At 52.8% G+C, this 25,455-nt stretch carries 26 protein-coding genes; 11 read left to right on the forward strand and 15 right to left on the reverse strand.

The window, feature by feature from the left end; translation table 11 throughout:
- Positions 1–26 precede the first annotated feature (26 nt).
- The 5 genes from FYZ48_RS07535 to FYZ48_RS07555 form a co-directional block, all read right to left on the reverse strand.
- A complete protein-coding gene (locus tag FYZ48_RS07535; RefSeq protein WP_145042370.1) occupies positions 27–341 on the reverse strand; it encodes an ArsR/SmtB family transcription factor in 315 nt (104 codons plus the stop codon).
- 251 nt (positions 342–592) lie between these two features.
- Entirely contained in the window at positions 593–1,690 is a 1,098-nt protein-coding gene (locus tag FYZ48_RS07540; RefSeq protein ID WP_149339015.1) for an ArsI/CadI family heavy metal resistance metalloenzyme, read from the reverse strand.
- 1 nt (position 1,691) lies between these two features.
- Positions 1,692–2,972 (reverse strand): MFS transporter, encoded by a 1,281-nt coding sequence (locus tag FYZ48_RS07545; protein WP_149339017.1) that lies wholly within the window; start codon positions 2,970–2,972, stop codon positions 1,692–1,694.
- Between the two features lie 9 nt (positions 2,973–2,981).
- Positions 2,982–3,764: a phytanoyl-CoA dioxygenase family protein gene (locus FYZ48_RS07550; protein WP_187781917.1), complete on the reverse strand. Its 783-nt coding sequence runs from the start codon at positions 3,762–3,764 to the stop codon at positions 2,982–2,984.
- A 63-nt stretch (positions 3,765–3,827) separates the two neighbouring features.
- Positions 3,828–4,898 carry a DUF1559 domain-containing protein gene (locus tag FYZ48_RS07555; RefSeq protein ID WP_261344351.1) on the reverse strand — a complete coding sequence of 357 codons (1,071 nt, stop codon included), beginning with the start codon at positions 4,896–4,898 and terminating at the stop codon, positions 3,828–3,830.
- A gap of 246 nt (positions 4,899–5,144) precedes the next feature.
- On the opposite strand from FYZ48_RS07555, the gene FYZ48_RS07560 reads away from it, so the two are divergent.
- From FYZ48_RS07560 to FYZ48_RS07570, 3 genes are all read left to right on the forward strand, one after another.
- Positions 5,145–5,555 (forward strand): TspO/MBR family protein, encoded by a 411-nt coding sequence (locus FYZ48_RS07560; protein ID WP_261344353.1) that lies wholly within the window; start codon positions 5,145–5,147, stop codon positions 5,553–5,555.
- Between the two features lie 16 nt (positions 5,556–5,571).
- Positions 5,572–6,498, forward strand: a complete 927-nt coding sequence (uvsE, locus tag FYZ48_RS07565; protein ID WP_242022471.1) for a UV DNA damage repair endonuclease UvsE — start codon at positions 5,572–5,574, stop codon at positions 6,496–6,498.
- A 65-nt stretch (positions 6,499–6,563) separates the two neighbouring features.
- Complete coding sequence (locus FYZ48_RS07570; protein ID WP_149339027.1) at positions 6,564–7,367, forward strand: hypothetical protein; 804 nt, start codon at positions 6,564–6,566, stop codon at positions 7,365–7,367.
- A gap of 28 nt (positions 7,368–7,395) precedes the next feature.
- Here FYZ48_RS07570 and FYZ48_RS07575 read toward each other — a convergent pair whose 3' ends face one another.
- Positions 7,396–8,826: an AAA family ATPase gene (locus tag FYZ48_RS07575; RefSeq protein WP_149339029.1), complete on the reverse strand. Its 1,431-nt coding sequence runs from the start codon at positions 8,824–8,826 to the stop codon at positions 7,396–7,398.
- A gap of 111 nt (positions 8,827–8,937) precedes the next feature.
- Positions 8,938–9,336 carry a hypothetical protein gene (locus FYZ48_RS07580; RefSeq protein WP_149339031.1) on the reverse strand — a complete coding sequence of 133 codons (399 nt, stop codon included), beginning with the start codon at positions 9,334–9,336 and terminating at the stop codon, positions 8,938–8,940.
- A gap of 418 nt (positions 9,337–9,754) precedes the next feature.
- Here FYZ48_RS07580 and FYZ48_RS07585 point away from each other — a divergent pair, with 418 nt between their 5' ends.
- From FYZ48_RS07585 to FYZ48_RS07605, 5 genes are all read left to right on the forward strand, one after another.
- Positions 9,755–11,530, forward strand: coding sequence for an SLC13 family permease (locus tag FYZ48_RS07585; protein ID WP_149339033.1), 1,776 nt, complete (start codon positions 9,755–9,757; stop codon positions 11,528–11,530).
- Positions 11,531–11,599: 69 nt separating this feature from the next.
- The gene (locus tag FYZ48_RS07590; protein ID WP_187781918.1) at positions 11,600–12,853 is read left to right on the forward strand and encodes a tetratricopeptide repeat protein; all 1,254 of its coding nucleotides are present in this window, start codon (positions 11,600–11,602) and stop codon (positions 12,851–12,853) included.
- A 355-nt stretch (positions 12,854–13,208) separates the two neighbouring features.
- Positions 13,209–13,898: a DUF2293 domain-containing protein gene (locus tag FYZ48_RS07595; RefSeq protein ID WP_149339037.1), complete on the forward strand. Its 690-nt coding sequence runs from the start codon at positions 13,209–13,211 to the stop codon at positions 13,896–13,898.
- Between the two features lie 103 nt (positions 13,899–14,001).
- Positions 14,002–15,030, forward strand: a complete 1,029-nt coding sequence (locus FYZ48_RS07600) for a class I fructose-bisphosphate aldolase (protein WP_149339039.1) — start codon at positions 14,002–14,004, stop codon at positions 15,028–15,030.
- 25 nt (positions 15,031–15,055) lie between these two features.
- Positions 15,056–15,271, forward strand: coding sequence for a DUF1653 domain-containing protein (locus FYZ48_RS07605; RefSeq protein WP_149339041.1), 216 nt, complete (start codon positions 15,056–15,058; stop codon positions 15,269–15,271).
- 3 nt (positions 15,272–15,274) lie between these two features.
- On the opposite strand, the gene FYZ48_RS07610 is transcribed toward FYZ48_RS07605, so the two are convergent.
- A complete protein-coding gene (locus FYZ48_RS07610; RefSeq protein WP_145042380.1) occupies positions 15,275–15,457 on the reverse strand; it encodes a CPXCG motif-containing cysteine-rich protein in 183 nt (60 codons plus the stop codon).
- A gap of 322 nt (positions 15,458–15,779) precedes the next feature.
- Between FYZ48_RS07610 and FYZ48_RS07615 the strand changes: the two genes are divergently transcribed.
- Both FYZ48_RS07615 and FYZ48_RS07620 read left to right on the forward strand, forming a co-directional pair.
- Complete coding sequence (locus FYZ48_RS07615; protein WP_149339043.1) at positions 15,780–16,004, forward strand: hypothetical protein; 225 nt, start codon at positions 15,780–15,782, stop codon at positions 16,002–16,004.
- A 22-nt stretch (positions 16,005–16,026) separates the two neighbouring features.
- The gene (locus FYZ48_RS07620) at positions 16,027–16,452 is read left to right on the forward strand and encodes a dual specificity protein phosphatase family protein (RefSeq protein WP_149339046.1); all 426 of its coding nucleotides are present in this window, start codon (positions 16,027–16,029) and stop codon (positions 16,450–16,452) included.
- Here FYZ48_RS07620 and FYZ48_RS07625 read toward each other — a convergent pair.
- The 7 genes from FYZ48_RS07625 to FYZ48_RS07655 form a co-directional block, all read right to left on the reverse strand.
- Positions 16,449–17,693, reverse strand: coding sequence for a serpin family protein (locus tag FYZ48_RS07625; RefSeq protein WP_149339049.1), 1,245 nt, complete (start codon positions 17,691–17,693; stop codon positions 16,449–16,451). The two genes, FYZ48_RS07620 and FYZ48_RS07625, sit on opposite strands and share 4 nt — an antisense overlap.
- Positions 17,694–17,698: 5 nt before the next feature.
- Entirely contained in the window at positions 17,699–19,318 is a 1,620-nt protein-coding gene (locus FYZ48_RS07630) for a hypothetical protein (protein WP_149339051.1), read from the reverse strand.
- Positions 19,319–19,511: 193 nt separating this feature from the next.
- A complete protein-coding gene (locus FYZ48_RS07635; RefSeq protein WP_149339053.1) occupies positions 19,512–21,230 on the reverse strand; it encodes a putative bifunctional diguanylate cyclase/phosphodiesterase in 1,719 nt (572 codons plus the stop codon).
- A gap of 366 nt (positions 21,231–21,596) precedes the next feature.
- Positions 21,597–22,175 carry an NADPH-dependent FMN reductase gene (locus FYZ48_RS07640; protein WP_149339055.1) on the reverse strand — a complete coding sequence of 193 codons (579 nt, stop codon included), beginning with the start codon at positions 22,173–22,175 and terminating at the stop codon, positions 21,597–21,599.
- 119 nt (positions 22,176–22,294) lie between these two features.
- Positions 22,295–22,720, reverse strand: a complete 426-nt coding sequence (locus tag FYZ48_RS07645) for a DoxX family protein (protein WP_149339057.1) — start codon at positions 22,718–22,720, stop codon at positions 22,295–22,297.
- 61 nt (positions 22,721–22,781) lie between these two features.
- Positions 22,782–23,480: a pirin family protein gene (locus tag FYZ48_RS07650; RefSeq protein WP_149339060.1), complete on the reverse strand. Its 699-nt coding sequence runs from the start codon at positions 23,478–23,480 to the stop codon at positions 22,782–22,784.
- 69 nt (positions 23,481–23,549) lie between these two features.
- The gene (locus FYZ48_RS07655) at positions 23,550–24,041 is read right to left on the reverse strand and encodes a MarR family winged helix-turn-helix transcriptional regulator (RefSeq protein WP_149339747.1); all 492 of its coding nucleotides are present in this window, start codon (positions 24,039–24,041) and stop codon (positions 23,550–23,552) included.
- A gap of 308 nt (positions 24,042–24,349) precedes the next feature.
- Here FYZ48_RS07655 and FYZ48_RS07660 point away from each other — a divergent pair, with 308 nt between their 5' ends.
- On the forward strand, positions 24,350–25,438 hold the full coding sequence (locus FYZ48_RS07660) for a hypothetical protein (RefSeq protein ID WP_149339062.1): 1,089 nt from the start codon (positions 24,350–24,352) through the stop codon (positions 25,436–25,438).
- Positions 25,439–25,455 lie beyond the last annotated feature (17 nt).

A 25,455-nucleotide genomic window follows, 5' to 3' on the forward strand; every position in this document is an offset into this window, starting at 1 on the left:
GGATCGCTCTTAGAAAGAGTCTGGGATCAGGCGTCAGGAACTTCGAGGCGACAGCAGCCAAAGTCGAGATGCTGTTTGCCCGCTTTGCTGACGGCGGCTACTTCAGGGTGCAGATTGTAGACGACGAACCGTCCCTCTTTGCGTTTCGTGACCAGTCGGGCGTGATACAGAATCCCCAGGTGATGCGAAATATTGACCACTTCTTCTTCGAGTGCTTCGGCAATCTGACTGACAGTCCGTTCGCCATCACGAAGCAGGTCAATGATGCGGAGCCGAATCGGCTCTCCCAATGCTTTCAGTTTTTCAGCACACAAGTCGGATTGGAGCCGATCTTTAGACATGTTGTTACCATCGCTGCAAGACAGGAAATCCTCCCCTGTTCCTTCATCAGGCGGACAGCCGCTGCAATCAGCCTGCGCGGGGATTCTGGACCTGATTGTAGCATAAACACCGCGCAGGGACAGCTCCAGTAAATGGGAAACCTGTTTTCTGCCACTTTTCCCCAGTTGCTGTACAGCCTGTGTAATTTATCAGTGTAGTCTGTTTTATTCCTATCACCGTGGACTAAGTTAAAGAATCGCTTCTTCGGATCTCAGCTGGAACAGGAAATCGGACTGGTTGCAGCCTCGATTTCGATCAACGACTCTGCCAGCGAAGATGACCGCAACTGCTGATAGACATTAGCCGGCAGCATAGTCTGACGCCCTCGCTTCAGCGTCAGACCCTGATCGAGTGACAGCTCAGCGAAGGGCCCCAGATAAACCACATTAACAAGCGATTCACTGACTGGGTCCGGCTTGCGCGCCTGCAACCTGGTCTCACGCAGCTCGGCCTCCCCTACTGTAAAACAGGCCTGACTGCGATATGTCGTCAGGCTGATCCTCTCAAAGCCCGCCGCTTCGAGATCTGCGAGCAGAGACTCCAGAACGGGAACCTGCTTCACCACACTCGCGGGCCCCGCGAGGTTAAGAGCTTCAGTCACCATTCGGTCCCCCGTCAGACAATGCAGGTTGAGTGTCCCTCCCGGTTTCAGATAGTCTGCAACCTGTTTCAGAAAAGGTCGTATTTCATCAGCGGTCTCCTCTGCATTGAAGCTTCCCTGTAAGGCGACATCATCCAGAGACTCAGGAGCTAAATCGGCAGGGATCTCCAGGGGCTGGCCCAGACGATGCGCCCACTTCTGTTGTGCGTTCTGCTCCCGTCCTGTCGAACAGACAATTGCCTTGGAAGTTGATCCAGCAGCATCAGTTATCGTTTCCCCGCGCACCGCTTCCGGCACCTGTCCTGCGCCCCGGTGTTCCAGATCTCCTACCAGCAGATACATCTCCCACAGATTCTGATCCGGATCATGCAACCAGAATTTCGACTGTTTTGCATAACAGCACTCAACCCCCTCTTCACGTTGACTGGAGATCCCTGCCAGTTCGAGTCGGCGCTGCAGTGCCACCAGTTCTTCGGTGCTGTTCAACCGAAACCCCAGGTGATTCAATGCCCCGCGTTCTCCGGGATCGACCGGCTCCAGCGACAGTGTCAGTGGTGGATTATCCAGCTCAAATTTGGCGTAGTCTTCCCGCTGTTTTGTCGCGGAAATACCGAACACTTTCGCAAAGAACTCAACTGAGCGTGGAATGTCAGCGACATTCAGGGAGATATGAAAGTGAACCGGTTGTTCTGTATCAGAGATTGTCATTTTATGAAACTCCTGTCGAAGAGGATTTAATTTGAGGAAGCGGAGTCAACCAGCCGATTACCGCGGCGCAGAACAGGCAAGCCGCCAGCAGATACAATAAGGGGTGATAGGAACCTGTCAGCGTCTTACACTGTGCAAACACCAGGGGGCCCAGTGCCGAAGCCAGCACGGTCATCATCTGTGCCAGCCCCTGAATTCGTCCCAGGTGGTTGCGTCCATAGAGAGCCGGCCAGACCGAAAAGAACATCACTGTCAGTATGCCGCCAGCGGAAGCACTCACGATAACATAGCCTGCCACATCGCCGCTGGTCTTCAGTTGAGTCAACCAGATCATCGAACCGGACAACATGAACAACGAGAGCGCGAGCAATCGATTGAATGACCATTTCAATCCAAGAGCGCCGGCGAGCAGGTTACTGAGCATCCCGACGCCGGTTCCCAATGCGAGTGAGTTATAATAGACCTCTTTGCTGAATCCCTGATCGGCCAGGATTGACTCATTAAATAATGAAATCCCCGAAACGATCATGCCATACAGAGAGATTCCGGAGGCGAACACCCAGAACGCCGGCGTTCGCATGGCCTGTCGCAGTGTATAACTCTGCTGTTCCGTTTGGTTCTCGGGTGATCTGCTTTCTGTTGCATTCGCGGGAGGCTCCTGACGGTCGCGGGTGATGAGTGCCAGCACAACAGTCGCTCCCAGAATGACCCAGCCTGTCCCAGACCAGAATACGCGCCAGTTAAGGTCGGCACACTCCCGCCCCAAAAGTGCCGCCGCGATGAATCCCACCGACATCAACACCGAATAGATCGCCATCGGCAGACTGACCTGTTTATCAAACCATTTGCCGACGATCGTGATACTCACGACCGACAAGGCACTTTGCCCGAAGCCGCGGGTCAACATGATCGCCAGAAACAGCAGCCAGACCGATGTTACCGTGGACATCCCGACTACGACAGTTCCCAGCAGGCCCATCACAACCGTCAGCGTAAGCCGAATTCCGTATCGGTCAATGCACTGCCCAACCCCCAGGCAGAACAGTGCTCCCAACAGCGTCGCCCACAGGTTGATCATTCCGTAGCTGGCCCGTGTCAGTTGAAAATCCGGGTCATTCAGCAGACGCTCTGTGATCATCCCCAGTCCATGTGTACGCCCCGGGAGTGTCGCCACCATAGCGACAGCAGCCACTACGACCATCAGCCAGCGATAGCCTGAAAATCCGGAAACGGAGGCTGGCAAGCTTTCGGGTTGTGGAGGAATGCGGGTCTCAGTTGACATGAACTCGACTCATTTAAACCAGGTGTTCGTGAGGCCATACTCTGCGTAACGCTTGCGCAGATATACCTGAAACTCTTCGTAATGCGCTGTCCGCTGCTGTCCCCCATCTGAGAATGCGTTGTAACTCAGGTACAACTGACGTCTCCAAGAGGGGGACAGATTGGGACCGGAGCGATGCGGGGTGAAACCATCGAAAATCGCGATGTCACCCGGTTCGAGTTCCAGAGGCACCACCAGGGATTCATCCACCGTTTCAGCCGGCAGGCGATGATAGGTACCATCTTCCGGCGAAAGAGAGCCTTGCTGATGGTAGCCGGGAAAGACTTCTGTGCAGCCATTCGAAGCATTCGCGGTATCAAGCGGAATCAGTACGGTCAGAAAACTGCGCGGAAAACCGGGCCAGGCGATCCAGTCCTGATGCAGTTCATACCCTTTTGTTCCCGGTTGTTTGAAGATCAGCTTATCCTTGAAGAGACAGGCTCGTTCCCCATACAAATCATGCAGCACATCCAGCAGTCGCGGATCGAAAGCAGACTTTCGGATCAAGGGACTGAGATCGATCACCGGATCAAAGGTTTCCCACAAACAGTCGCGGTCATCATGGGTCTGCTGGAAACGACAGCGTAAATTATGCTTATCAATCAGATCGCTCTGGTAAGTCAGTTTCCATGCTTCCTCTGAGAGGTCCTGCATCTCTTCCGCGTCGAATAAACCGCGAAGAATCAGGAATCCATCCTGCTTCCATCGAGCATACTCAGAGTTCCGTAAAACGCGTCGTTCTTCAAGCTGCACCTTTGTGTCTCCCGCCGTCAGGTCTGATGAAATTAGACTGGTAGTAAAACTCAACGCTCAGTTTCAGAACTCACCCAGCACTTCCCCACCAGATCGGGTAGACAGACTCCGCCAGAGAATCCCGTCTATGCTGTCACCGATAAAGCGGACCGCACCGTCACAGAGCAGCAGATTCACACCTCCCGTATGATTGCTGCGGGCCGCTTTCCAGCCAGAGGCGATGTATCCCTCGCTGGCAGTCGCGTTGGCCACGCAGTCGTAGTTCTTGGAATTGGGTCCATAGTAGTGGTTATAGGAGGCGCAACGTATTTCGCCCGAATACCAGGCGAACTGGCGTTCGTTAGACTGGTTCCACGTTGTCGCAGCAGCGCAGTTGGCATCACTGATCAACGAACCGAAAGCCAGATTTCGATAATATTTTTTCTCCGAACCGGGGGCGGCTCCCGTTGTCTCCGCCCCTTCTCCGATCAGACTTTCTGACATCGCCGCCGTGTTGCTGGTCCCGTCAGTAATATCACGAAAACGGGTACTGGAGTCGGCATAGAAGACGCCATCTGAACGATAGGGGGAACCATGCTCTACGCCACCGGTCGCATCCAGACCACTGCCCATACTGGCTGCATAATTCGTGGGTCCGATTCCCCCCGTAACGCCATAAGCGGTAGACACCTTGCGCGAAATATCAGAGGGACAGAGATAGAGATTGATTAACGTCGCAGCCGCCAGTTGGTTATTACTGTCGGCGATGATCCAGGCACTCCCTGAATTGGCATATGTGGGGGATTCCAGATTCAGCAGATTGTAGACAGCCGTCTGTTCCAGAAAGGGAGTCAGATAAGCCATCACGCCCCAGTTCCCCTGGAAGTAACCGATATATCCACCTGATCCTGGTTTTCCCCCGGGAATCAGGTTCGGTGGAAACACACTGTGTGCACTCGCATAGTTGTGCAGGGCGATTCCCAGTTGCTTGAGATTACTTTTACATTGCGCCCGCCGGGCAGCTTCCCGTGCCTGCTGAACTGCAGGCAAAAGCAACGCAATTAAAATTCCGATGATCGCAATCACGACCAGCAATTCAATCAAAGTAAAACCGCGACGCATCTGCAGTCGCACCTGCTCTCTGTTCTGACTCATCATGTTCTCCAATGCAATTAATATCACATTCTTATGATCGTCAGAATATAGATCGTTCCTGCAGGTGTCAATGATCTATTTTTATTTTTGTGATGACTCCGCTCGGCGGTTGAGCTTTCTGATATAGGGAGATATTTGTCATAAATCATCCCTTTTCATTTTTCCTGAAAAACAGCCCCTTAATTAATCTGCCTGCGGAACAATAATAGAATCAGGATTATTACTAACACGACCGGCACTTTATCAATCTGTGGTTTCAACAACATGACCTGGATGGAATGGTACAACACACTCTCCAAACCGGACTGGACGCCCTCCCCGGGAACCATCAGCCTGATCTGGCAGATTTTGTATCCGATCATTCTGATCTCATTCGGTTACGTCTTGTACCAGACAGCACGACGTCGCTATCCGGCTACAACGGCAGTGCCGTTCGCGATTAATCTGATTGCCAATCTGAGCTTCACGCCTCTGTTTTTTGGTTTGAGAAATGTTCCGCTGGCCACACTGGATATTCTGGTCGTCTGGTCTACAATCCTCTGGATAATTTACTCGATCTGGCCTCGCTCCCGATGGGTCGCGTTGGCTCAGATCCCATATCTGATCTGGGTTTCCATCGCCACGACAATCCAGGTCAGTATTTTCTGGATGAATTGAGGAGCCTGGCAGTCTGGTGTCAAAAACAAAATCACAATCATCGATCAGACTGGGGCTCTGTTGTCAGTTTCTGGAAGAACCGATTAAATTTCGAAATACCACAGTCAAAGCCAACAGCCAGATGGAACGGACCGCCGCCCTGGAGAAACTGGCGCGACTCTGTCGGGAAAATGCACAGGCACTTCAGTCGTCGCTGGAATACTGTACCGCGCATAACATCGGCTGTTTCCGCATCAACAGTCAGATTCTGCCCCTGAAAACTCACCCGGAGTGTGGTTACGTCATGCAGGACCTACCCGAGGGGAAGGCAATCGTCAAGCTGTTCAAACAGTGTGGCCAGTACGCCCGCGAACATCATATTCGCACCTGCTTTCATCCCGACCAGTTTGTGGTACTCAACTCCCCGCGCGAGGAAGTCGTTGAACGTTCGATAGCAGAGCTTGAGTATCAGTCCGAAGTAGCAGAATGGGTCAATGCGGATGTGGTCAACATTCATGGAGGGGGTGCCTACGGAGACAAGGAAAGTGCCCTGGCGCAGTTCGCGGAGAACTTTAAGCGCCTTTCGAAACGGGTCCGCAGCAGACTGACTGTAGAAAATGACGATACGACTTATACTCCCGCGGATCTGCTCCCGCTCTGTCGCAAGATCGGCATACCGCTGGTCTACGACGCGCATCATCACCGCTGCCTGCCTGATGAGCTCTCAATTGAAGAGGCAACCGAACAGGCAATTCAGACCTGGGATCGCGAGCCGATGTTTCACATTTCCAGTCCTCTGGAAGGCTGGAAGGGACCGAAGCCCCACCGACATCATGATTTCATCAATGTGCGTGATTTCCCTGATTGCTGGGAAGACCATGAGATGACCGTCGAAGTCGAAGCCAAGGCGAAGGAACAGGCGGTCCTGAAACTGATGCATTCACTCCGCAATCGAAAAAGTTAAACGAGAATCGGAATCTCGCATATTTCAGTGAACCTGAAATCCAAGGTAGTGTCTTCCAGAACATCATGAACACGACACACCTCAACAATAAGTTTGCACGTATGGGCGCCCGGGTTAAATTTCAGAGCCAGCCTGTCATGCGTCCTCGTTTACGACCGCGTATGTCCAGACTGGATATTCAGGAAGACCGTCGTGGCGAGTACTTCGAGATCACCCTGCAAAGTGCTGCCGAGCCTCTGGTTCTCGACCTGCAACCCGATGATCGTCATCTGTTGCTGCTGATTCGCGAAGCAGAAGAAAAACACAAGTTTCTGTGCGGTCATGATGAACGTCACTGGTTCGTGGCAGCGATCCCTGAAAAAGCCCCCGTAGGTACGGTGCGACAGGCGAAGGAAGCTTTGAAACCACATCTCGTGCAAGTAGCACAATCTGAGAAAAGAGTCGCCAACAAGTCCCGCAACCGACGTAAAAACGCGGCTTTTATCCGGCAGGGCGAATGGTTCTTTCTGCCCGTCTCAGAGCAACCTCAGGCAGGAACGCTGATTCTGCAAAATGAACCCCTGACGCGTGGCAACGGAGGCAAACCACACTGGGCAGATTATTGTGTTCGAACCGGAGGAGAGACCGTGCTGGTCTCCAATCGCTATCGATCCGGGTTATCCCACATTCAATACCAGCGACTGATCGAAAAAAACAGTAATGCCCGAAACTGGAACTGGAGGACGATGCAGCGGAATCCCGAAGTCTATGTGAAAGGCCGGATTCGCCATCCCGATCATAAAACAATCCTGCTCCCTGACTGGCACCGTGTTGTCATGAATACAGAAAATCAATCTCGTGCGATGCGGAATGTGGCGTTTCTCGATTAACCTTAATTTTTAATGGGAGCACCCCGCCTCAAGACTGCTCGACTTCCGTCGCCCCGAGCAGTTTCAGATTCAATGAACCACCGCTGATCAACATCTCATCCAGGGCATTCGAAATATCTTCGGTGGAAATCTCACCGGTCCCCTCACGTTCAACATGAAACTGTACCGCCCGTCGCATCAATTCTTTGATAAACGCAGCGGAGACGCCTGATGTGCGTTTCAAAACTTCCTCAATCACTTCCTCCCCAACTGAGACTCCTGTTGAGTAAAGCTGGATCAGTTTACGCCGTCCTTCTGCGTCCGGCAGAGGAAATTCGATTGCCTGATCAACTCGTCCCGGACGTGACGCAAGTGCGGCTTCAAGTGTTTCCGGTCGATTGGTGGTGAGAATGAACAGGATTTCCGCTTCTGGTTTCAGACCATCCATTTCATTGAGCAACTTGTTAAGCAGAACCTCTTCGCAGGCACTGTTCATCTGCCGGCGGTCCCGGGCAATCAGGTCGACATCTTCGAGGACAACAATACTCGGCTGCAACAGACGCGCCAGCGTCATGTATTCGTCCAGCATTCCGACCTGTTCAGCAGAAATCAAAAGGGTGGTATGTGCGGGCAACGCATTCGACAGGAAATGAATGGTATGCGTCTTTCCGGTTCCGGGTGGACCGTAAAACAGGATTCCTTTTTTGGTTGACTGTTTGAACTGAGAAAGTCGCTCGCGCTGTTTGACAAACTGGATCACATTCCGCTCCAGCAGTTCCAACGTCTTAGCCGGCAGGATTACCTGATCACGGGATACTTCACGAAGCTGATGGACACTGATGCCCTTCGACTCACCCGAGTAGGAATGTTCCAACTGTTGCAGGGAGAGTACTTTGCCCCGGTATGATTTGGCCCGTTGGATGGCTTGTTCCAGATGCGTAAAAAATTCCTGAGCAACCCGGGTCCCCTCCGGAGAATTGGGAGTCCCCACATGCAGGGCCACTCCAGTGAACCGCCCAAAATGCCCGACAGGTGTCAGCAGCGCAGCAAAACGAAGCCCCTGTTTTTCCAGAAGCCAGAGTCCCATTTTAAGAACTCTTACCGGCCGTTCCCCGCCGACATTCACTTCTTCATATTCGGGAGGTGTGGTGAGTGTCGTATGGTGGCGATTGGTGACCATGCTGCTGGCAAGCGTGACCTCCTGATGATGATACTCGTCCCGCACACCGCAGAAATGCCTGATTTTAAGATCGCTGTTCAATAACTGATCGATGGCAATCTGCAAATCGGCCCTGACACGTAGCGGAAATACGCGTTCCGTAATCACGATCTCGCTGGTAGGTAATGGTGCGAAATGCCGTACGATCAGCGGCGCAACAGTGTCGGCCGGGGTGCGTCTCTGCCTCAACCAGGCCATCAGTCCCACAGCGACTCCCGACCCAAAGATCAAGCCTACAAACAGCCAACCCACGTCTTTCATTAACGACTCCTCAGAGTAGAATCGATCTCAGGTTGTGCCAGGCCTGAACGAGTGATTTGAACCTGCTTCGGGTATATCCTGAATCCGATTGATATTCAAACCGAATCTTATTTATTTAGATGTTTCATCACTCTTTGAGGTTCGCTGAGTCAGACAGAATCCCAGACTGATCAGAAAAATCAGCCACTCACCGGTCGCCAGTGAGTATGTCGTTGAGCCGATTCCCTCGAACAGGAAAAAACTGGCACAACGAAATAAGACCAGGCAACCATGCACGATCAGACAGACCGTCAAGGAATATCGCGTCACAGCGGCCTGCCAGAGGGGCCAGAGAAAGATCAGCCCTAAAGCCAGTTCCAGACCGCCATACACCACCAGGAATTCCGACTGACCGGAGCCTCCCTCCAGTGTAAAGCCCACCGACTGGGATGTGGATGCTGGGGTGATCGCACACCAGGCTGCGAGCATCAGATACAGTCCGCCTACCAGGGACAGCCAGACTCGAATCATCAGTTAAAACTCCTGTGTATTGAGGATACGCTGAATATCTCGAGAATAGACAATCCCCGTCCCATGGTCAAACCGTGGTGAACCTGGTCGCGTTTCCGACTGTCTTGTCGGCAGGGCATACCAGTCGATGAGGGTCTGCGCGAAATCCCCGCTGGTGCCTGTTTCTCTCTGCATTGTTTTTAGCTCAAGCTCGATTCACCTGAAAGTCGATATTCCACGACATGAAATCCATCATCACACTTTGTTGTCAGATCTGTTGTCCTGGAACGGCTTTCGTTCTTTGGGAGAGGGTGTGTTGATTGTTATCAAAACCTGATCAGATCTGATCAAAGTACCATATCTCATCCAAAGGGTTGAAAGCCATCGCTTTCAACCCTTTTTTTATTGGCCTCGTTTCAATCCCGGAAGGGTTGCTGCAATGAATAGTGACGCATGGATCACCGTATGTATTGTGGGTTTCCTGTTTTTCTCGCTGGTAAAAAATCTGGCTCCCCCGGACCTGTTGTTTCTGAGTGCCACAACCATCCTGGCAATCCTGGGAATCATTTCCCCCCAGGAAGCCTTCGTCGGATTTTCCAACTCCGGAATGCTGGCGGTCGCAGCCCTGTTTGTGGTCGTGGCCGGGCTGCGTGAAACCGGCATTCTCGATCTGATCGGGCATCATATTCTGGGTCAGACACGCAGTGAACGCAGTGCTTTACTCAGGCTCTCGGGCGTTGTACTTCCGCTGTCGGCGTTTTTGAACAACACGCCGATCGTTGCGATGTTTGTTCCGGTAGTCATCGACTGGAGTCGTCGGCACCGTATTGCCCCCTCCCGCCTGCTGATTCCACTCTCCTACCTGGCCATTCTCGGAGGCACCTGCACCCTCATCGGCACTTCAACCAACCTGGTGATTAATGGACTGATGCTGGAAAGTGGATTGCCAGGTATGTCACTTTTTGAAATCGGAAAAATCGGTGTCCCCTATGCCTGCATTGGGATCGCTTACCTGTTCTTTGCGGGTCGCGTCCTGCTCCCCGAGCGTCAGGAACTGCTGGAACAGTTAAGCGAATGTCAGCGGGAATACCTGGTTGAAATGGAAGTCCAGTCCGGCTGTCGTCTGATCGGTCAGACCATCGAGCAGGGCGGTTTACGCCAGTTGCCGGGCCTGTTCCTGATAGAAATTGATCGCCGCGGAAAGATTCTCTCCCCTGCAGGTCCCGAACAGATTCTGGAAGCGGGCGACCACTTAATCTTCACAGGCATTGTCAGCAGTATCATTGAACTGGAAAAAATCCCCCATCTCATCCCCATTGCCGATCCAGACTACGAAATCTCGCCCCGCAAGCAGCGTAAACGCCGACTGTGCGAAGCTGTGATTTCCGCCACCTCGCCCCTGGTGGGAAAATCCATCCGCGAGGCCGATTTCCGCGCCACTTATGGAGCGGCCATCGTCGCCGTTCATCGCGCCGGGAAACGTATCGAACAGAAAATCGGTGATATCAGTCTGCAAGCCGGCGATACTCTGCTCCTGCAGACTCCGCTTCATTTTCTGCGTGCCTACCGCCACGATCCGGCGTTTTACCTGATCAGTGATGTCGATGACTGGCGTCCCATCCGGGCAGACAGAGCCTGGATCGCCGCCCTGCTCTTCTTCATCCTGATGGGCCTGATGATTTCAGGTGTCATGCCGGTAGTACTCTCCACCATGCTGACCGCGGTTCTCATGGTTCTCCTGGGCTGTCTCTCTACCGGTGATGCCCGTCGGAGTATTGAATGGCAGGTGCTGATCACCATTGCTGCAGCATTTGGAGTCGGCACAGCACTTCAGAACTCCGGTGCCGCTACTGAGATTGCCAGTAAGTTTGTCTCTTCAACGCAAGCCTGGGGACCAATCGCGGCCCTGGCGGTAATCTATCTGCTGGGATCGATCCTCACAGAGCTGATCACCAATAATGCTGCTGCCGTGCTGTTATTTCCGTTTTGCCTGGAGACGGCCCGACTGTATGACGCCAGTCCGCTGCCGTTTCTCATCGCCCTGATTCTGTCTGCCTCCGCCAGTTTCATGACACCGATCGGTTATCAGACCAACCTCATGGTCTATGGCCCGGGCGGCTATCGCTTCTCTGACTTCATCCGCATAGGCACACCCCTCAACCTGCTGCTCTGGATCACCGCGGTGATCCTGGTTCCCTGGATCTGGCCATTCTGAGACGGGCAGTGGTATGCCCTCCATCGACTGTTATAATGAACTGGTATGCTCTCGGTTCAGGGATGTTTTATGCTGGAAAATATTGCCTACATTGTCGCAGCCGTCTTCTGCGAACTCTATCTCTTTCTAATGATCCGTAGTCTGTTTTCATCACGCTCACAGGGACATCAATTTTCACACCTCAAGAATCTGGATTCTGCTATCGCAAGTTACAGCAAGCTGATTCAAAAGAATCCTCGCGATATCAAATCCTACCTGGCACGTTCCAGCGCTTACATCCAGCAGGAGCGTCTAACAGAGGCACTTGCCGATTGCGATATGGTCACACTGTTGGAGCCAGACAATCCCTATGCATTTTTAAATCGGGGAGCCATTTATGGTCTACAAAATGAGCATGAGAAATGTATCGATGAAACGACCCGCTGTCTCGAATTAAAACCCGATACACTTGATGCACTGATCAATCGCGCCCATACCTATGCCCGTCTCGGAAACATCGATGCGGCACTGAGCGACTTTGCCCGGATTATAGAACTGGCCCCTCGTAACCCGGAGCATTACTTTGAACGGGGTAACTGCTTCCTGAATCTCCACAAGTATCCAGAGGCGATTGCAGACTATACACATGCGTTGAAACAACGCGACAAAACCTGGGAGTACTATTACCGCTGGGATTGTCACCAGAAGCGCGGAATCGCCCATACAAAACTGGGACAGTTGAAACAGGCACGTGTAGATTTTGATCTCGCCTTAAAACATTGCCTCTTCCACGAGGCCATTCGACTCGACCCACATGACCTCGACAACTACATCCTGCGGGGAACTCTCTATTATTGTGCCGAGCAGTATCAGAACGCCCTGCTGGACTTTCTGAAGATACAGAAACAGACCACGCTTACTCCAGATCAGCAGGCCATTCTGGGATTCTGTTACCTGAAGTTGGGTGAAGTGCAACAGGCAAAAGCCGTCTTCAGACAGGCACTGGAAAGTAATGTTTATAATGCAGACATCGATCAGAACCCCGGTGATCCCGGCAATTATCTCGATCGTGGCATACTCCGATTTGAACTGCAGGAATATCAAACAGCGATTGACGATTTTAACCACGCCCTGAAGTTGGGTGAGCAGTCCGAAGAATTACTGGCTGCACGGGGATCAGCCTATCTGAAACTGGGCAAATATGACCTGGCGAAGCAGGATTATGAAACCGCACTTTCGCGCGCCCCCGAATGTCCGACCACTTATATTTGTCTGGCCTGGATGCTGGCCACCTGCCCCGAACCACAATATCGCAATGGCCCGAGAGCACTGGAACTGGCGTAACGCAATCTGGAGTTACTTCCTGAAATAAACTGGAACTCCCTCAGTGTACTCGCAGCCGCCTCCGCGGAGTCCGGCGACTTCGAAGAGGCGATCAAGTGGATCACCCAGACCATGAAATTGGCCCAAAATGAAGATAAAACAGACTGTGAAAAACAGCTGCAGTGTTATGAAAGAAATCAGGCCTATACCGACCTCGATCCCTGATGCGAGGTGTTATTACTCCTCAGTGCGTGATATCCATCGTTTTTATGCGACTCTGGCTTGAATCTTCACAGGGTAATTTATTACAAAAGGCCCCCCTCAGTTCTCCTGTTTCAAATAATATAAAATCAACTCACACGGATGTGATCACAACATGACCAGCAACACGTTCTCCCCCGGCCCGACACCGGATTCTGTCAAAGCCGCTGATGGCTCAATCCATACGGTCCCCACAGGCTGGACCCTGCTCCCCCCCGGGGATGCCGGTCTGACGCGACGAGTCAAAGCTGCGGGAGAATTCTGGAGCATACAGGAAAAGAAAGGCCGGCGAACCTTTTCGAAAGGCATCTGGGCGCCTGCAGAAACCATCACTCAGATACAAGCCGACCTGGAAGCAGAGCGTGCCACTCCCGCCTATGCCAAAAAGCAGGCTGCCGCTGCCGCGCGCCGGGAACAGGAACAGGCCACCTACGTCGACGATTTTCTCACTGCGGTACTCTCCTATCTGGACTTCCACCCGACGCATGAGCAGATCGCCCGTCAGATGGCACAGGCAATCACGGCGCACGCAACTCCCGTCGGTAGCGGAACGGTGGCCCGTACAAAACGGATTCCCCTGGAGCAACGTGCGGAAGCAGCTGTCATCGCCTGGATGCGTCACCGGACAACCGCTTATGACGAAATGGTCATTCCCCGCGTGAAAGGGAAACGACGCGAAGTCCGGCGGATGCTGGCCCGTCGTTCCAAGGAACTGCTGAATGAGTATCGCAGCCCCGCTACTCCTCCGACAGACTGCCCCCTGCACCGCGCCCTTGCAGAGTGGGAAGCCGATGGTTTAAAGTGAAGGTAGTCAGATCACTCTTTCCGGGCACGGCGCTCATCGACGAGAGAGGCTGTTGTCAGGTGGTGAACTGTGTCATTCCGGGTCCGCCAGAAGGAGCAGTATAATGAGTCTGCAGCAACTGATCGAAACAGCCTACGCCATGGTCGCGGACGACAAGGGCCTGCTGGCCATGGACGAAAGCACGCCCACCTGCCACAAACGGTTCGCGAAACTCAATATTCCTCAGACCGAGGAATTCCGACGCGATTACCGCGAACTGCTGGTCACCACGCCTGGCCTGAATGAAGCAATCAGTGGTGCGATCCTGTACGACGAAACCATCCGTCAGCAGACCAAAGACGGCAAGCCTTTCGTGCAGGTGCTTCAGGAGGCCGGCATTATCCCCGGTATCAAGGTCGACAAAAGCACGACTTCCCTGGCGGGATTCCCCGGAGAGAAAATCACCGAAGGACTGGATGGCCTGCGGGAACGACTCGCAGAATACGCAGAGTTAGGCGCCCGGTTCGCCAAGTGGCGGGCCGTGATCACGATTGGGGAAGGCACCCCCACAACCGGTTGTCTGGAAGCCAACGCTCACCTGCTGGCACGCTATGCATCCTTGTGTCAGGAAGCCGGCCTGGTTCCCATCGTGGAACCGGAAGTTTTGATGGATGGGGCACATACCCTGCAACGCTGTTTTGAAGTGACCGAACAGACGCTGCGACTCGTCTTCGCTCAGCTCGCAGCACAACGGGTACTGCTGGAGGGCATGATCCTCAAACCAAACATGATCGTCCCGGGTCTGCAGTGCCCCAAGCAGAATTCCGTCGAGGATGTCGCCGATGCGACAGTCAGCTGTTTCCGACGCGTGGTCCCCGTCGCAGTTCCCGGCGTCGCGTTCCTCTCCGGCGGTCAGTCAAGCGAACTCGCTTCCGAGCGTCTGAACATGATGAATATCAAGTACAAAACCAAAGTTCCCTGGGCACTCTCCTTCTCCTTCGCCCGTGCCATTCAGCAGCCCGGCATGGAGATCTGGGGCGGAGATTCCGGTAATGTCGCAGCGGCTCAGAAATCGATGTATCATCGCGCCAGCTGTAACCGCAGTGCCCGACGCGGAGAATACAGTGCCGAAATGGAATCGGCGTCCGCGTAAATCTTAACCGAATGTAAGGAGACTCATGACTGTGAAAACCGGCCGTTATCGACATTATAAAGGAAACGACTATCTCGTTATCGGAGTCGCCAGACATAGTGAGACCGAAGAAGAGATGGTCGTTTACAGCGCGGATTACGGCCAGTTCGGTCTCTGGGTGCGTCCTAAGGAAATGTTCCTGGAAAAAGTTGAGGTCGACGGACGCGTCGTTCCCCGCTTTCAGTTTATTGGTCCCGAGTAGACTCTACTCGGCTTCCGCCTGAATGTCAGCGACACCATCGCGACCAACGTGCACATGGATTACGTTCGGATGACAACAGACCGGACAGTCCTCAACATATTCCTGATCGGCCCCCTGGGAAACATCAATCGGGATGACGATCTCTTCACCGCACGCATCACAAATATAACTGGCTTCTTCCTGCATCGCTCGGGTCTCCTGTTACCTTATTTGACGAAGCACAACAATAGCATTTTCCAATCTGCTTCATGCTGGCCTGGTTGAATTATACACCGTCACTCTGACCAGAAGTGATGCCGATCTGAAAAAACTCTGTTGGTGTTCGGGATTCTGAAAGAAGTCGGAACAGATTACCCGGAATTCTATCTAATTGGATTCCGCGTTGTTAATATAATTCCAGTATCGGGTCACCGCATGCGGTGCACACAAGGTACTTTGTTTCGAAGATTTCCTCTGGACTTCTCCCGAAATGATTTCATCCCGCATTCCTTCAGCAGAGAAGATTCAGATGGCGAATAAGAAACAACAGAAAAAGAAAGATCGCGAGAAACGGGTCGCTAAGAAAAAGCACCTGGAGAGCGTCAAAAAGAAGAACCAGGAAAAAACAAACGAGGAATCGAAACAACCGATTCCTGCCCGTACGAAAATTATGCAGTCTGCCGTTCCCAAAGGTGATCAGGGAGCGAAGGGCAATCAGAAAAATACGTTCATGCACAGACGGACCGGCGGCTGATAAGCTGGAGTGAGTCACAGTCATGCGCGAAGTCCTGCCTCGACTGCTCTGGATCGGTAATGCCCGAGATGCACGCGACTTTAATCAGGTCCTCGATCTCGGCATTACCGCAGTCATTGATCTGGCACGGGAAGAGCCCCCCATCAGCTATCCCCGTGAAATCGTCTACTGTCGTCTGCCCCTGATCGATGGTGACGAAAACCAGACTGTGGTACTGCAGACCGCTTTGACCACCGTGGCCCGCTTTATTTCGGCCGATCTGCCAACACTGGTCGCCTGTAGTGCCGGCATGAGCCGCTCCCCTGCTATCGTTGCTGGGGCACTGTCGCTGGTGCATGACTGTTCTTTTGCCGAAGCAATCCAGCAGATCGCTGCGACTGGTCCCTGCGATGTCGCTCCGGGACTCTGGAATGAGATTCAACAGTTACTCGAGGAACCGGGCAGCTAATCCGGTTGCTGATACTGCCCCATGAAATAGATCAGCCGAGTCTGACGGTCACGGATCAAAAACAGAAACGGATGATCGGCACGAAATACTTTGGGAGGTTCGGGTTCCATCGCACCGGCTCCGGCCATCATAATCGCTGTCGCAGCTGCTGCCTCTGTGCCTGTTTCATTGACATCAACAAATGTTTTATGCAGGACCGAACCGATAAACAGACCTTCCGGATCATCTGAGATTCCGGAAAAGTCTGCTACATTCAAATTAAAAGCCTGCTGCATCCCTAAAGCTTGCAGAGGCGCATTCAGCTCATATTCCAGCTCCAGTTGAAAGCGGGGCAGACTGACAATGACCTCACGGTAATTCGTACTCAGCCACTGATTGAGCGTCTCCGAATTCAACTCCGATTCCACTGTTTGCAATGCCCCCTGCTGGCGAGGCAGAATGATGCACATGCTGAAGTCGCTCCCCCCTCCCGGGATTTCTTGTGCTACCATATGAAAACTGCCATCTTCGGCTTCGACTGGCTGAATGATGGAATTCTGCTGACGATAAGGCAGTTCCAGTACCTGAACCAGTTCATTTTCATAATAGCCGAAGGCATTTGTCTGATGCATCATCGGGACTGGCGTCTGCTGCTCGGCCGAGATGTGAAAGGGTTCATCCCGTGTCAGTTCCGGATCGAACTCATCCTCCCAGGTTCCCTTGAAATAGATCGCGTTGACCAGAACCAGCCGCGTCAGTTCATTGAAACTGAGGGGTGACGCCACTTCCGTAATTTTGCCGCGCGTCTCCTGGCTGACCCACTGATTGATCCGAGCTGCCGCATCTACAGGATCCCGCTGAAAATCGACGCTCTGTAAACCGCCGCCGTAATACTCGCGGACCGTTTCCAGAAACGGAGCGAGAAACTGATAACCCGCCTGCCCCCAGAGCTGGTTGGCGACGTTCAGTTCCACGCCTCCGGTGCGAGTCTCAGTTAACAAATGGTGAAACGATTCATGCAGCTGCTGTCCTTCTTGAGTCAGTCGCAGCGCCTGTTTCATCTCCGCCGCGGTTTCCCCGCGGGCACCTGCGAGTGTCATCGCGAGCGCAGTGGAAATACTGGCCGGGGAAAAGAACAGGTTTCCGGAATTAACCTGTGACAGTTCTGCAAACAGGGCACAGGCAAAACGGTTTCCATCATCGACGACGGTACGCAGCTCACAATAGCGCTGTTCGGCACTGATTTGACGTTTCTGATCCATGAGACTTACTCTTCCAGTGGCTGGCCATCAATCAGCTTCTGCATCTGCTGCTGCAGATGTCCATCCGGTTCGAGTTCTACCGCCTGTTTGAGGAGCTCATATCGTTGTGACGTGTCTCCCCAGGTAGCCAGAGCGGCGACCGCCATCTTGCGATTGCGGATCACGGGGCTCTTCAGTCCGGCTTCAATCAACGTTTTTCCCTGCCCCGGGAAACGACGGAGTTCCTGTAAAATATAATCAAGGCAGCCATGCTGTTTAAAGTCATCGCCCACTCCCGGCGCATCACCGGGTCCACTGGCAATTCGGTCGAGATCCAGCTGCTGTTCCGCGAAGTCCAGAACCTGTGTCAGTTGAGGTTCTTCACAGACCAGCAGCAGGTGGAACCAGCGTCCAGCATCGTCCGGCTGCTCCTGCAGTCGGTCCCAGTGATAATCCCAGGTTGGCAGCTTTAAAACCCGCGCCGCCTGATTTGCCTGGAAAAACTCATACTCTTCTTCGCTCTCCAGTCCCTGTCTGACCCGGCTCTCCCATTCGGGACGCTCCAGGATCCGTTTGCACGCCGCTTCTAATCTCTGGCGACATTCATGGGACCAGCCCCGTTCACTTCGCACATCCCAGTCGGCTTCCTGATTGGAGAGATAGAGTTGAATTGCGCGTATGTGCAGAAAATCATCCAGGGTTACAGACGCTTCCTCAATCTGCTGGAGATACAGTTCGACCGCGGCTGCACCATCATCGTAGTCGTCCATATCTTCCGCGGGACCACCGTTAATCAACGCTTCAATCAATTCGCCGGCCGCCGTCAACAATTCTCGATCCTGAGTTGAATTATGTAACGCGGGCAGCAGACCGCCGGTATTTGCACAGATATAAGCCAGATACTCTGTCAGCACGGAATTACGAAATCCCTCACGAAGCAGCCAGTCCCTGATTTCTTCATTCTCAGTTTCTGCCAGCCGCTCAACGATGTGGATCCGTCCCCAGCCAAACACATTCTGTGCCAGCTCCCACAATGCCTGCTCAGTGTCGTCTGCAACGTTAGTCAACGCCACAGCACAAAACAGCGTGAATTCATCGTGCCGTCCCAGGATATGAAACAGCTCCGAATTTTCCTCGACCTGGTAGAGTCCCAGCAGCGCGATTCCGAATTTGACCGTTTCCCGGTCCGTAGTCTCGGTGGCAAAAGAATATGCCAGTTCGTACAGTCGGTCATGTTTAAGCTGTGGCTCATTCAGCAGGCGCGCTATGACCGCATCAATCAACGCCACAATATGCTCTTCCACGATGTGTTGATAGAGCTGATATTTGTTGATCGCCGTCGGTTCTTCGCAGCAGGTCAGCAGCAGCCAGATGGTTTTCTCAACCCGTTCGTCAGAGTCGCTGCCCCCCGTATGATGAGTCATGACTCCATCCAGGGCGCCTGCTGCCCAGCGCAGCTCCAGGTCTTCGTTCACCCGTTCTTCATCGGGTAACTGATAGCCTGCTTCCACAAGACCGGGCTGTCCCGAAACGATGTGCAGGCAGAGATGATCGTAGATGGAGGGGCGGACATCCCAAGGCAGCGTTTCGGGGAGCTCGCGCGCATCGTCATCCTTTTCCCCGGAATTCTGATCGAAAGCAACCATCCTCTTTAACACAGTCCTCTTTTAACACAATATCACAAACGACACTTCCGTATATCATTTTAATGTAATAATGGGTTCATGACACGAACCAGCAGCCTGCGGTTCATGAATTTATGAACATTTAAAAAAGAGGTTTTAATGATGTGTACAGAGATCAGTCAAGGCAGAATGCCCACTTTCAGGAACTCTCTGTTCAGACTTTCGCCACCGGGGTAGCTGTCCCCAGTCCCATGAGAATGGATTCTTCCAGATCCTTGCCACTCACCGGTCTGGAGAAGTAATAACCCTGGCCCAGGCAGCAGCCCAGATCCTGCAGAAGTGCCAGCTGTTCGGTATTTTCGATCCCTTCTGCAATCACTTCCAGCCCCAGCTTTTCGGCCAGGATGATCAGCGCGTGAATCAGGGTGACCTCACGGTCCCGGTCCGATTTCTTAACGAATTCCCGGTCCAGCTTTAAGGCATCGATGGGAAAATCACACAGGCATGACAATGAAGAATACCCGGTTCCGAAGTCATCGACGTCCAGTTTGACCCCCAGTTTTTTCAAGCCATTCAGGGTGGCAATCGAGGCCTCCCGGTCGTGCATGATCATACTTTCGGTCACTTCCAGGTGCAGACATCCTGCAGGCAGACCATGTTTCTGCAGGGCCTGTTCGACCACGGAAATCAAAGTCGGATGTTCCAACTGTTTCCGTGAGACGTTCACATGCATATTATCTGGTGCGTGTTCACCCAGACGGTTCCGCCAGTCGGCCAGTTGACGGCAAGCTTCATCGATCACGAAGTTACCAATGGGAATGATCATATCCATCTCTTCGGCGACCGAGATAAACTCATCGGGAGGAATCATGCCCCCCACCGGATGGAACCAGCGAATCAGCGCCTCGACGCCCCGCAGTTCCTCTGTTTCCAGATCAATGATCGGCTGATAGAAGAGCGTCAGTTCATTGCGTGCCAACACATCGCGGAGCTCATTTTCCACATAGAGCCGCCGTTGTGCCTTCTCCCGCAGTACGCGGTCGAACACAACCGGTCGATCCAGCTTCTCCGCTTTTGCTTCGTACATCGCGAGATCCGCATTACTCAGCATCTCGCTGGCAGAACTTACGGGATGCTCGCTGGTCACGATCCCGATGCTGGCGCTGGAGTAAATCGTATATCCGCCCAGATTATACGGTTCAGATAAGGTATTAATCAGCCGCTCCGCAACCCTGGTCGCATCCTGAGGGGATTTCAGATTTTCCAGCAGAACGACAAATTCATCACCGCCAAGTCGAGCAGCCTGGATCGTATCCGCAGCCCGTACTGATTTCCGCAGGCGAACGGCAATCGCTTCGAGCAGTTTGTCCCCGACATCATGCCCCAGACTGTCGTTGATCAATTTAAAGCGATCAAAGTCCATAAAGAGCAGCGCATAATGTTTTTCCGGCTGACGATCAATCACTCGCTGGATCGATTCCAGGATCGAAACGCGGTTCGGCAGTCCCGTAAGGGGATCATGGTGCGCCAGGTGCTGCATCCGCTGCATTAAACGTTTCTGTTCGCTGATATCAATTCGCAGCGCAAGGTAGCCGCTGATTTTGCCCTTGTCATCCTGAAGAGGCACAATTGTGGTATTCACCCAGTAGAGCGATCCGCTTTTGGATTTGTTACAGATCTCTCCCCGCCAGACATTTCCCTGCCCGATGGTCCGATACATCTCACGAAAGAATTCATCGGTGTGCTGTTCGGAGCGCAGGATACGATGGTTTTGACCAAGCAGTTCCTCGCGGCTGTAGCCCGAGATCTGGCAGAAATTCTCGTTGACATCCAGGATCTTACCCCGCACATCGGTCATCGCCACGATCCCCGCCTCATCGACGGCGTCGCGAAATGCCTGTAGATAACTCAATTCGGAGTTAAGATCTGTCAATTTGATGTGCCCTTAATTCAGTGTCGTTCCTCACAGGAACGTGCTACTGAATCTAAAACGGTTGAATACTCGGTTTTGCTCTGAATTCCTTTCTTTCAGTTTCGCTGTCGCATTCACTGGTACAGCGATTCCCTCCTGACGTGCGTTGAAAGTTTAGGCCACCCCAGCAACGACTTAGGTAAAATACGGGGGAATTACACGATTCAAGGATACGATTATACGGGTCAGTCCGATTCTAAGCCGCATGTTAACTTCCAAGGCGAATACAGCACTTCCAGATAGTGTCATCCAAATAAAAAGCCACTGGTCCGTATCAGAACCAGTGGCTTCCCGATTGAATCAATTGCCTGGCGGTGAATAGTCAGTTCAATCCGCCAGCTTCTGTAGCATCTCAGCCAGTTTCACTCCGACTCCACTTACAGACTTCTGCAGATTTTCATCTTTGAGCTGGCCGTTTTCATCGAGGGCTTCGTGGGCCTTGGAAACCGCGACCTGATCCGGCAGAACCACGACGCCGATGTTTCCCAGAATCGAGCGGACGTGGACCAGTCCCCGCAGGCCTCCCAGGGCTCCTGGAGAGGCCGATACCAGTGCAGCTACCTTACCCCGATAAGCCTGGAGTGGCGTTTCATCGCCGACTTTTCGTGAAACCCAGTCAATCGTATTCTTCAACAGTGGCGTAATTGAGCTGTTGTATTCAGGTGATGCAATCAACAGACCATCGTGCTCGAAGAACAGCTGCTTCAGTTTTGCAGCGGCATCGGGTTCACCCGTACTCCGTTCCAGGTCTTCATTAAACAGAGGCAATGGATAATGCTTTAGATTGACCACTGTCACTTCCGCCCCTGCTGCCCGGGCACCCGCCACTGCGACTTCGAGCACACGCTGGTTATGAGAATTCTGTCTGGTACTGCCTGCAAAGGCTAGAATTTTAGGTGACGCCATGAGTCTCGCTTCCTTCTGAAGATGCATGATGAATTGAATGATAGAGAGCAGAGTCAACTGCTATCTTACTGAACCTGGTCTAAGAGATCGAACGTTTTTTATTCCAGAACAGGTCTGTCCTATCCCCGTGCCTTCTTGCGCTGATCGAGACTCATCTGCCCCGGACCATTGGCCATCAGGAACAGCATCGTCCCCATCAATGCCAGGTTCTTCATGAACTGAATCATTTGAGCCTGCTGTGCCTGGGCATCTTCCAGTGTCCAGAAGTCATGGAAAAAGTAAGTAGCCAGTACCAGGAACACCAGCAGCAGGCCCGCACCGATGCGTGTCTTGAAACCAAGAATGACGGACAGACTCCCGGCAATCAGAAACACAATCGCCCCCGCCAGCATGATTTGGGGTGCCGGAACTCCTTCCGAAGCCATGTAGCCGGCCACGTTATTGAACTGGGGAATTTTGTTTCCGACAGCACTCATCAGAAAAATGGTCGCGATCATGATTCGCCCTGCTAAGCTCGTCAGTCCTGCCAGTGGATTTTGAGACATCTTTGGTTCTCCCTTAAGTTTTTCTTGTCGTGATTTTCAGTTGTGATTGTTAATTGTCAGTTTAATTCAGATCAAACAGCATGATCTCGGCATCGTTGGTTGCCTGGATCTTCAAGTTTCGAGTGTCACTCACGGCGGCACCGTCGCTCACATCCAGAGCAACATCGTTCAACAGCACACTTCCCCTCAGAACCTGCAACCAGGCATGCCGTCCTTCAGCCAGTTCGTATGAAACGGTTTGCTCTGCTTCAATCTGCGAGAGATAAACTCGCGCGTCCTGATGAATCCGCAACGAACCTGCTTCTGCCCCGGGCGAAGCCACCAGCCGCAGCTGATTCTGTTGCTCACTCACGGGAAATTGTTTCTGTTCATAACTGGGCTCGATCCCCTTACTTTCCGGGAACAACCAGATCTGGTACAGGTGCACCGGCTCAGTTGCGGACGGGTTGAACTCACTGTGAGTAATCCCGGTCCCCGCCGACATCCTTTGGAACTCGCCGGCCCGCAGGACTTCACCGTTGCCCATCGAATCCTTATGTTCGAGAGCACCTTCCAGAACGTAAGTCACAATCTCCATGTCCCGGTGGGGATGAGTCCCGAAGCCCTGCCCCGGTTGGACCACATCTTCATTCATGACCCGCAGCGTACGAAAGTGGACGTGCTCCGGATCCTGGTAACCAGCAAACGAAAAAGTGTGATAAGTATCGAGCCAGCCATGATCGGCATGGCCCCGTTCCTCAGCCTTGCGTACACGAATCATTGTAGAGCCCTTTCTCCCATTTACTTGAATTCCATATTATTTACATATAAACTATCAGGTTAAAAAAAATCAGCCTGAAATCCTGGCACCAACACAACAGTTCTGTCGCGCTTTGACCAGTAGCCGATTCAATTCATGCAGTTCGTCTTCGGCCAGATGCCCTAGCAGTTCCTCATGCAGCGCACTTAAAGGTGCGTCCATCTCATCCAGCAGATCTTTTCCTTCTGAAGTGATCTCCACGTAAACCACCCGTCGGTCTTTCTGGCATCGTTTCCGCCGTACCAGTCCCTGTTTCTCCAGGCGGTCAATCAGCCCGGTAATCGCAGGTACGACCTGAACCATGCGGCTGGCGATTTCCAGACTGGGCAATGGTTTCCCCTCGCCCCGCAGAATCCGCAATACATTATACTGTGATGAAGTTAACCCGTACTCCCGAAACATCTTACCGAGACGGTTCTGAAGCTGATCGCTGGTACGCAATATGTTCAGAATCGCCTCGATTTCAGGGGACTGAAATGCCTGCTTCTTCTTCAATTCCTGTTGCAGTTGTGTCGGTTTCATATTCATTGTGTAACCTCTCTGCATTTAGTTTACATATAAACTATCGTCACGTCAATATGTATTCTGAAATTTTTCTCGAAAGATTTCTGTGGTGAGCAAAACCGCCGACTGCTCAAACCCGATATCCAGCTCCCTGCTCCCATCTAACAGGTAAGTAAACCAGAGTAGGAATCGCGTCTCGATCAGTTACAATGAGAGAGATAACACTTATCATTTTTTCAGCCAGTCGCTCCAGCAGCATGAAACAGATCTCCCTTTTGACATTGGCACTCTTCCTCGCTCTGCCCCGACGGGCGGCAGAAGCCTGTATGAATTGCGTGAACAGTGTCACCGAGGTAAAGCTGCCCTATCTGAACTCCCTGCTCCTCGTCTTTACCGGCTGGCTCGTTCTCACGCTGATTTTCTGTCGTCCCCTGACAAAAGGGACCAGGCGGTTTTACTATTTCGGAATCCCCTGCTTGATACTGGGAGTTCTGATGTTCGTTCCCCTGGGAATGGGTGTGCCCATCATTCTCTGCTGGATCATTTACCTGCCCTATCAGATCCTGCAGTTCTTCTCGACCAGACAGGAACGCATTCTCAGAAACTTCATTCCCCTCAGTGTCAATATCCTCGCATTGCTCCTGTCGTTGACTCTGATCTTCGTCACCACAGCCCGGGCTAATACCACGCCGGAACTGATCAAATCGCTGGGAGGCATTTCCCCCTTCTATCCAGCGACTGTCCACCAGCAAATCACACGACTGTCCCAACGCGGTCCGGAAGTCGTTGCCCCTCTGAGCGATACCCTGGCTGCAAACTTCGAACGCTATGAGCAGGTCAGCGCTTACCCGACCGCACGCATGGCCTATTGCCTCAGGGAGATCGGCGGTCCCCAGGCGGAAGCAACGCTACAGCACATCATTGAACACCACATGAATTTCGAGGACAGTTCCAGCGCGAAATGGGAAGCCGCGGTCTGTTGTCTATACGCTGAATGTGCCGGTGAACGGGCTGTTCCAGTACTCTCGGATCAACTCAACCAGGCGGAGCGCAGTCAGAACCATTTCCAGAAACAAGTCGCCCTGATCGCGCTGGCTCGCACGCGGGATCAGACCGCCATCGAAACGGTTCTCAATCACGTCCCCTTTTTACAGGAAGATCTGCAGGCTGATCTCACCAGCCGCTGGAGTGCTGCGATGATCAGCCTCACCCTGCAGGCACTCGCCGAAGGACAAGCCAGTCAGGACCTGATCCAAAGCCCCGTCTACCATCGCCTGATGCTGGGACTGCGACCGGAGCTGAAGTCCGAATCCGGCATTGTCTGGAATCAGCAATGGGATGGCGAGTTAGACCCGGAGGCACTCAAAACGCACTGGTCAAGACTTCTGCAAAGCAAAAGAAGTGAAGCAGGATAGACTCTGCGCCACTCGAT

The organism is Gimesia chilikensis (assembly GCF_008329715.1).
GTDB lineage: Bacteria > Planctomycetota > Planctomycetia > Planctomycetales > Planctomycetaceae > Gimesia > Gimesia chilikensis.

Excerpts from the sequence above, each read along its gene's own strand:
- FYZ48_RS07640 (WP_149339055.1), bottom strand. The coding sequence starts at position 22,175 with ATGGCGTCACCTAAAATTCTAGCCTTTGCAGGCAGTACCAGACAGAAT.
- FYZ48_RS07585 (WP_149339033.1), top strand. The coding sequence starts at position 9,755 with ATGAATAGTGACGCATGGATCACCGTATGTATTGTGGGTTTCCTGTTT.
- FYZ48_RS07650 (WP_149339060.1), bottom strand. The coding sequence starts at position 23,480 with ATGATTCGTGTACGCAAGGCTGAGGAACGGGGCCATGCCGATCATGGC.
- FYZ48_RS07600 (WP_149339039.1), top strand. The coding sequence starts at position 14,002 with ATGAGTCTGCAGCAACTGATCGAAACAGCCTACGCCATGGTCGCGGAC.
- FYZ48_RS07660 (WP_149339062.1), top strand. The coding sequence starts at position 24,350 with ATGAATTGCGTGAACAGTGTCACCGAGGTAAAGCTGCCCTATCTGAAC.
- FYZ48_RS07620 (WP_149339046.1), top strand. The coding sequence starts at position 16,027 with ATGCGCGAAGTCCTGCCTCGACTGCTCTGGATCGGTAATGCCCGAGAT.
- FYZ48_RS07575 (WP_149339029.1), bottom strand. The coding sequence starts at position 8,826 with ATGAAAGACGTGGGTTGGCTGTTTGTAGGCTTGATCTTTGGGTCGGGA.
- FYZ48_RS07605 (WP_149339041.1), top strand. The coding sequence starts at position 15,056 with ATGACTGTGAAAACCGGCCGTTATCGACATTATAAAGGAAACGACTAT.
- FYZ48_RS07555 (WP_261344351.1), bottom strand. The coding sequence starts at position 4,898 with ATGAGTCAGAACAGAGAGCAGGTGCGACTGCAGATGCGTCGCGGTTTT.
- FYZ48_RS07625 (WP_149339049.1), bottom strand. The coding sequence starts at position 17,693 with ATGGATCAGAAACGTCAAATCAGTGCCGAACAGCGCTATTGTGAGCTG.
- FYZ48_RS07535 (WP_145042370.1), bottom strand. The coding sequence starts at position 341 with ATGTCTAAAGATCGGCTCCAATCCGACTTGTGTGCTGAAAAACTGAAA.
- FYZ48_RS07645 (WP_149339057.1), bottom strand. The coding sequence starts at position 22,720 with ATGTCTCAAAATCCACTGGCAGGACTGACGAGCTTAGCAGGGCGAATC.
- FYZ48_RS07545 (WP_149339017.1), bottom strand. The coding sequence starts at position 2,972 with ATGTCAACTGAGACCCGCATTCCTCCACAACCCGAAAGCTTGCCAGCC.
- FYZ48_RS07655 (WP_149339747.1), bottom strand. The coding sequence starts at position 24,041 with ATGAAACCGACACAACTGCAACAGGAATTGAAGAAGAAGCAGGCATTT.
- FYZ48_RS07540 (WP_149339015.1), bottom strand. The coding sequence starts at position 1,690 with ATGACAATCTCTGATACAGAACAACCGGTTCACTTTCATATCTCCCTG.
- FYZ48_RS07570 (WP_149339027.1), top strand. The coding sequence starts at position 6,564 with ATGAACACGACACACCTCAACAATAAGTTTGCACGTATGGGCGCCCGG.
- FYZ48_RS07580 (WP_149339031.1), bottom strand. The coding sequence starts at position 9,336 with ATGATTCGAGTCTGGCTGTCCCTGGTAGGCGGACTGTATCTGATGCTC.
- FYZ48_RS07615 (WP_149339043.1), top strand. The coding sequence starts at position 15,780 with ATGGCGAATAAGAAACAACAGAAAAAGAAAGATCGCGAGAAACGGGTC.
- FYZ48_RS07630 (WP_149339051.1), bottom strand. The coding sequence starts at position 19,318 with ATGGTTGCTTTCGATCAGAATTCCGGGGAAAAGGATGACGATGCGCGC.
- FYZ48_RS07595 (WP_149339037.1), top strand. The coding sequence starts at position 13,209 with ATGACCAGCAACACGTTCTCCCCCGGCCCGACACCGGATTCTGTCAAA.
- FYZ48_RS07590 (WP_187781918.1), top strand. The coding sequence starts at position 11,600 with ATGCTGGAAAATATTGCCTACATTGTCGCAGCCGTCTTCTGCGAACTC.
- FYZ48_RS07610 (WP_145042380.1), bottom strand. The coding sequence starts at position 15,457 with ATGCAGGAAGAAGCCAGTTATATTTGTGATGCGTGCGGTGAAGAGATC.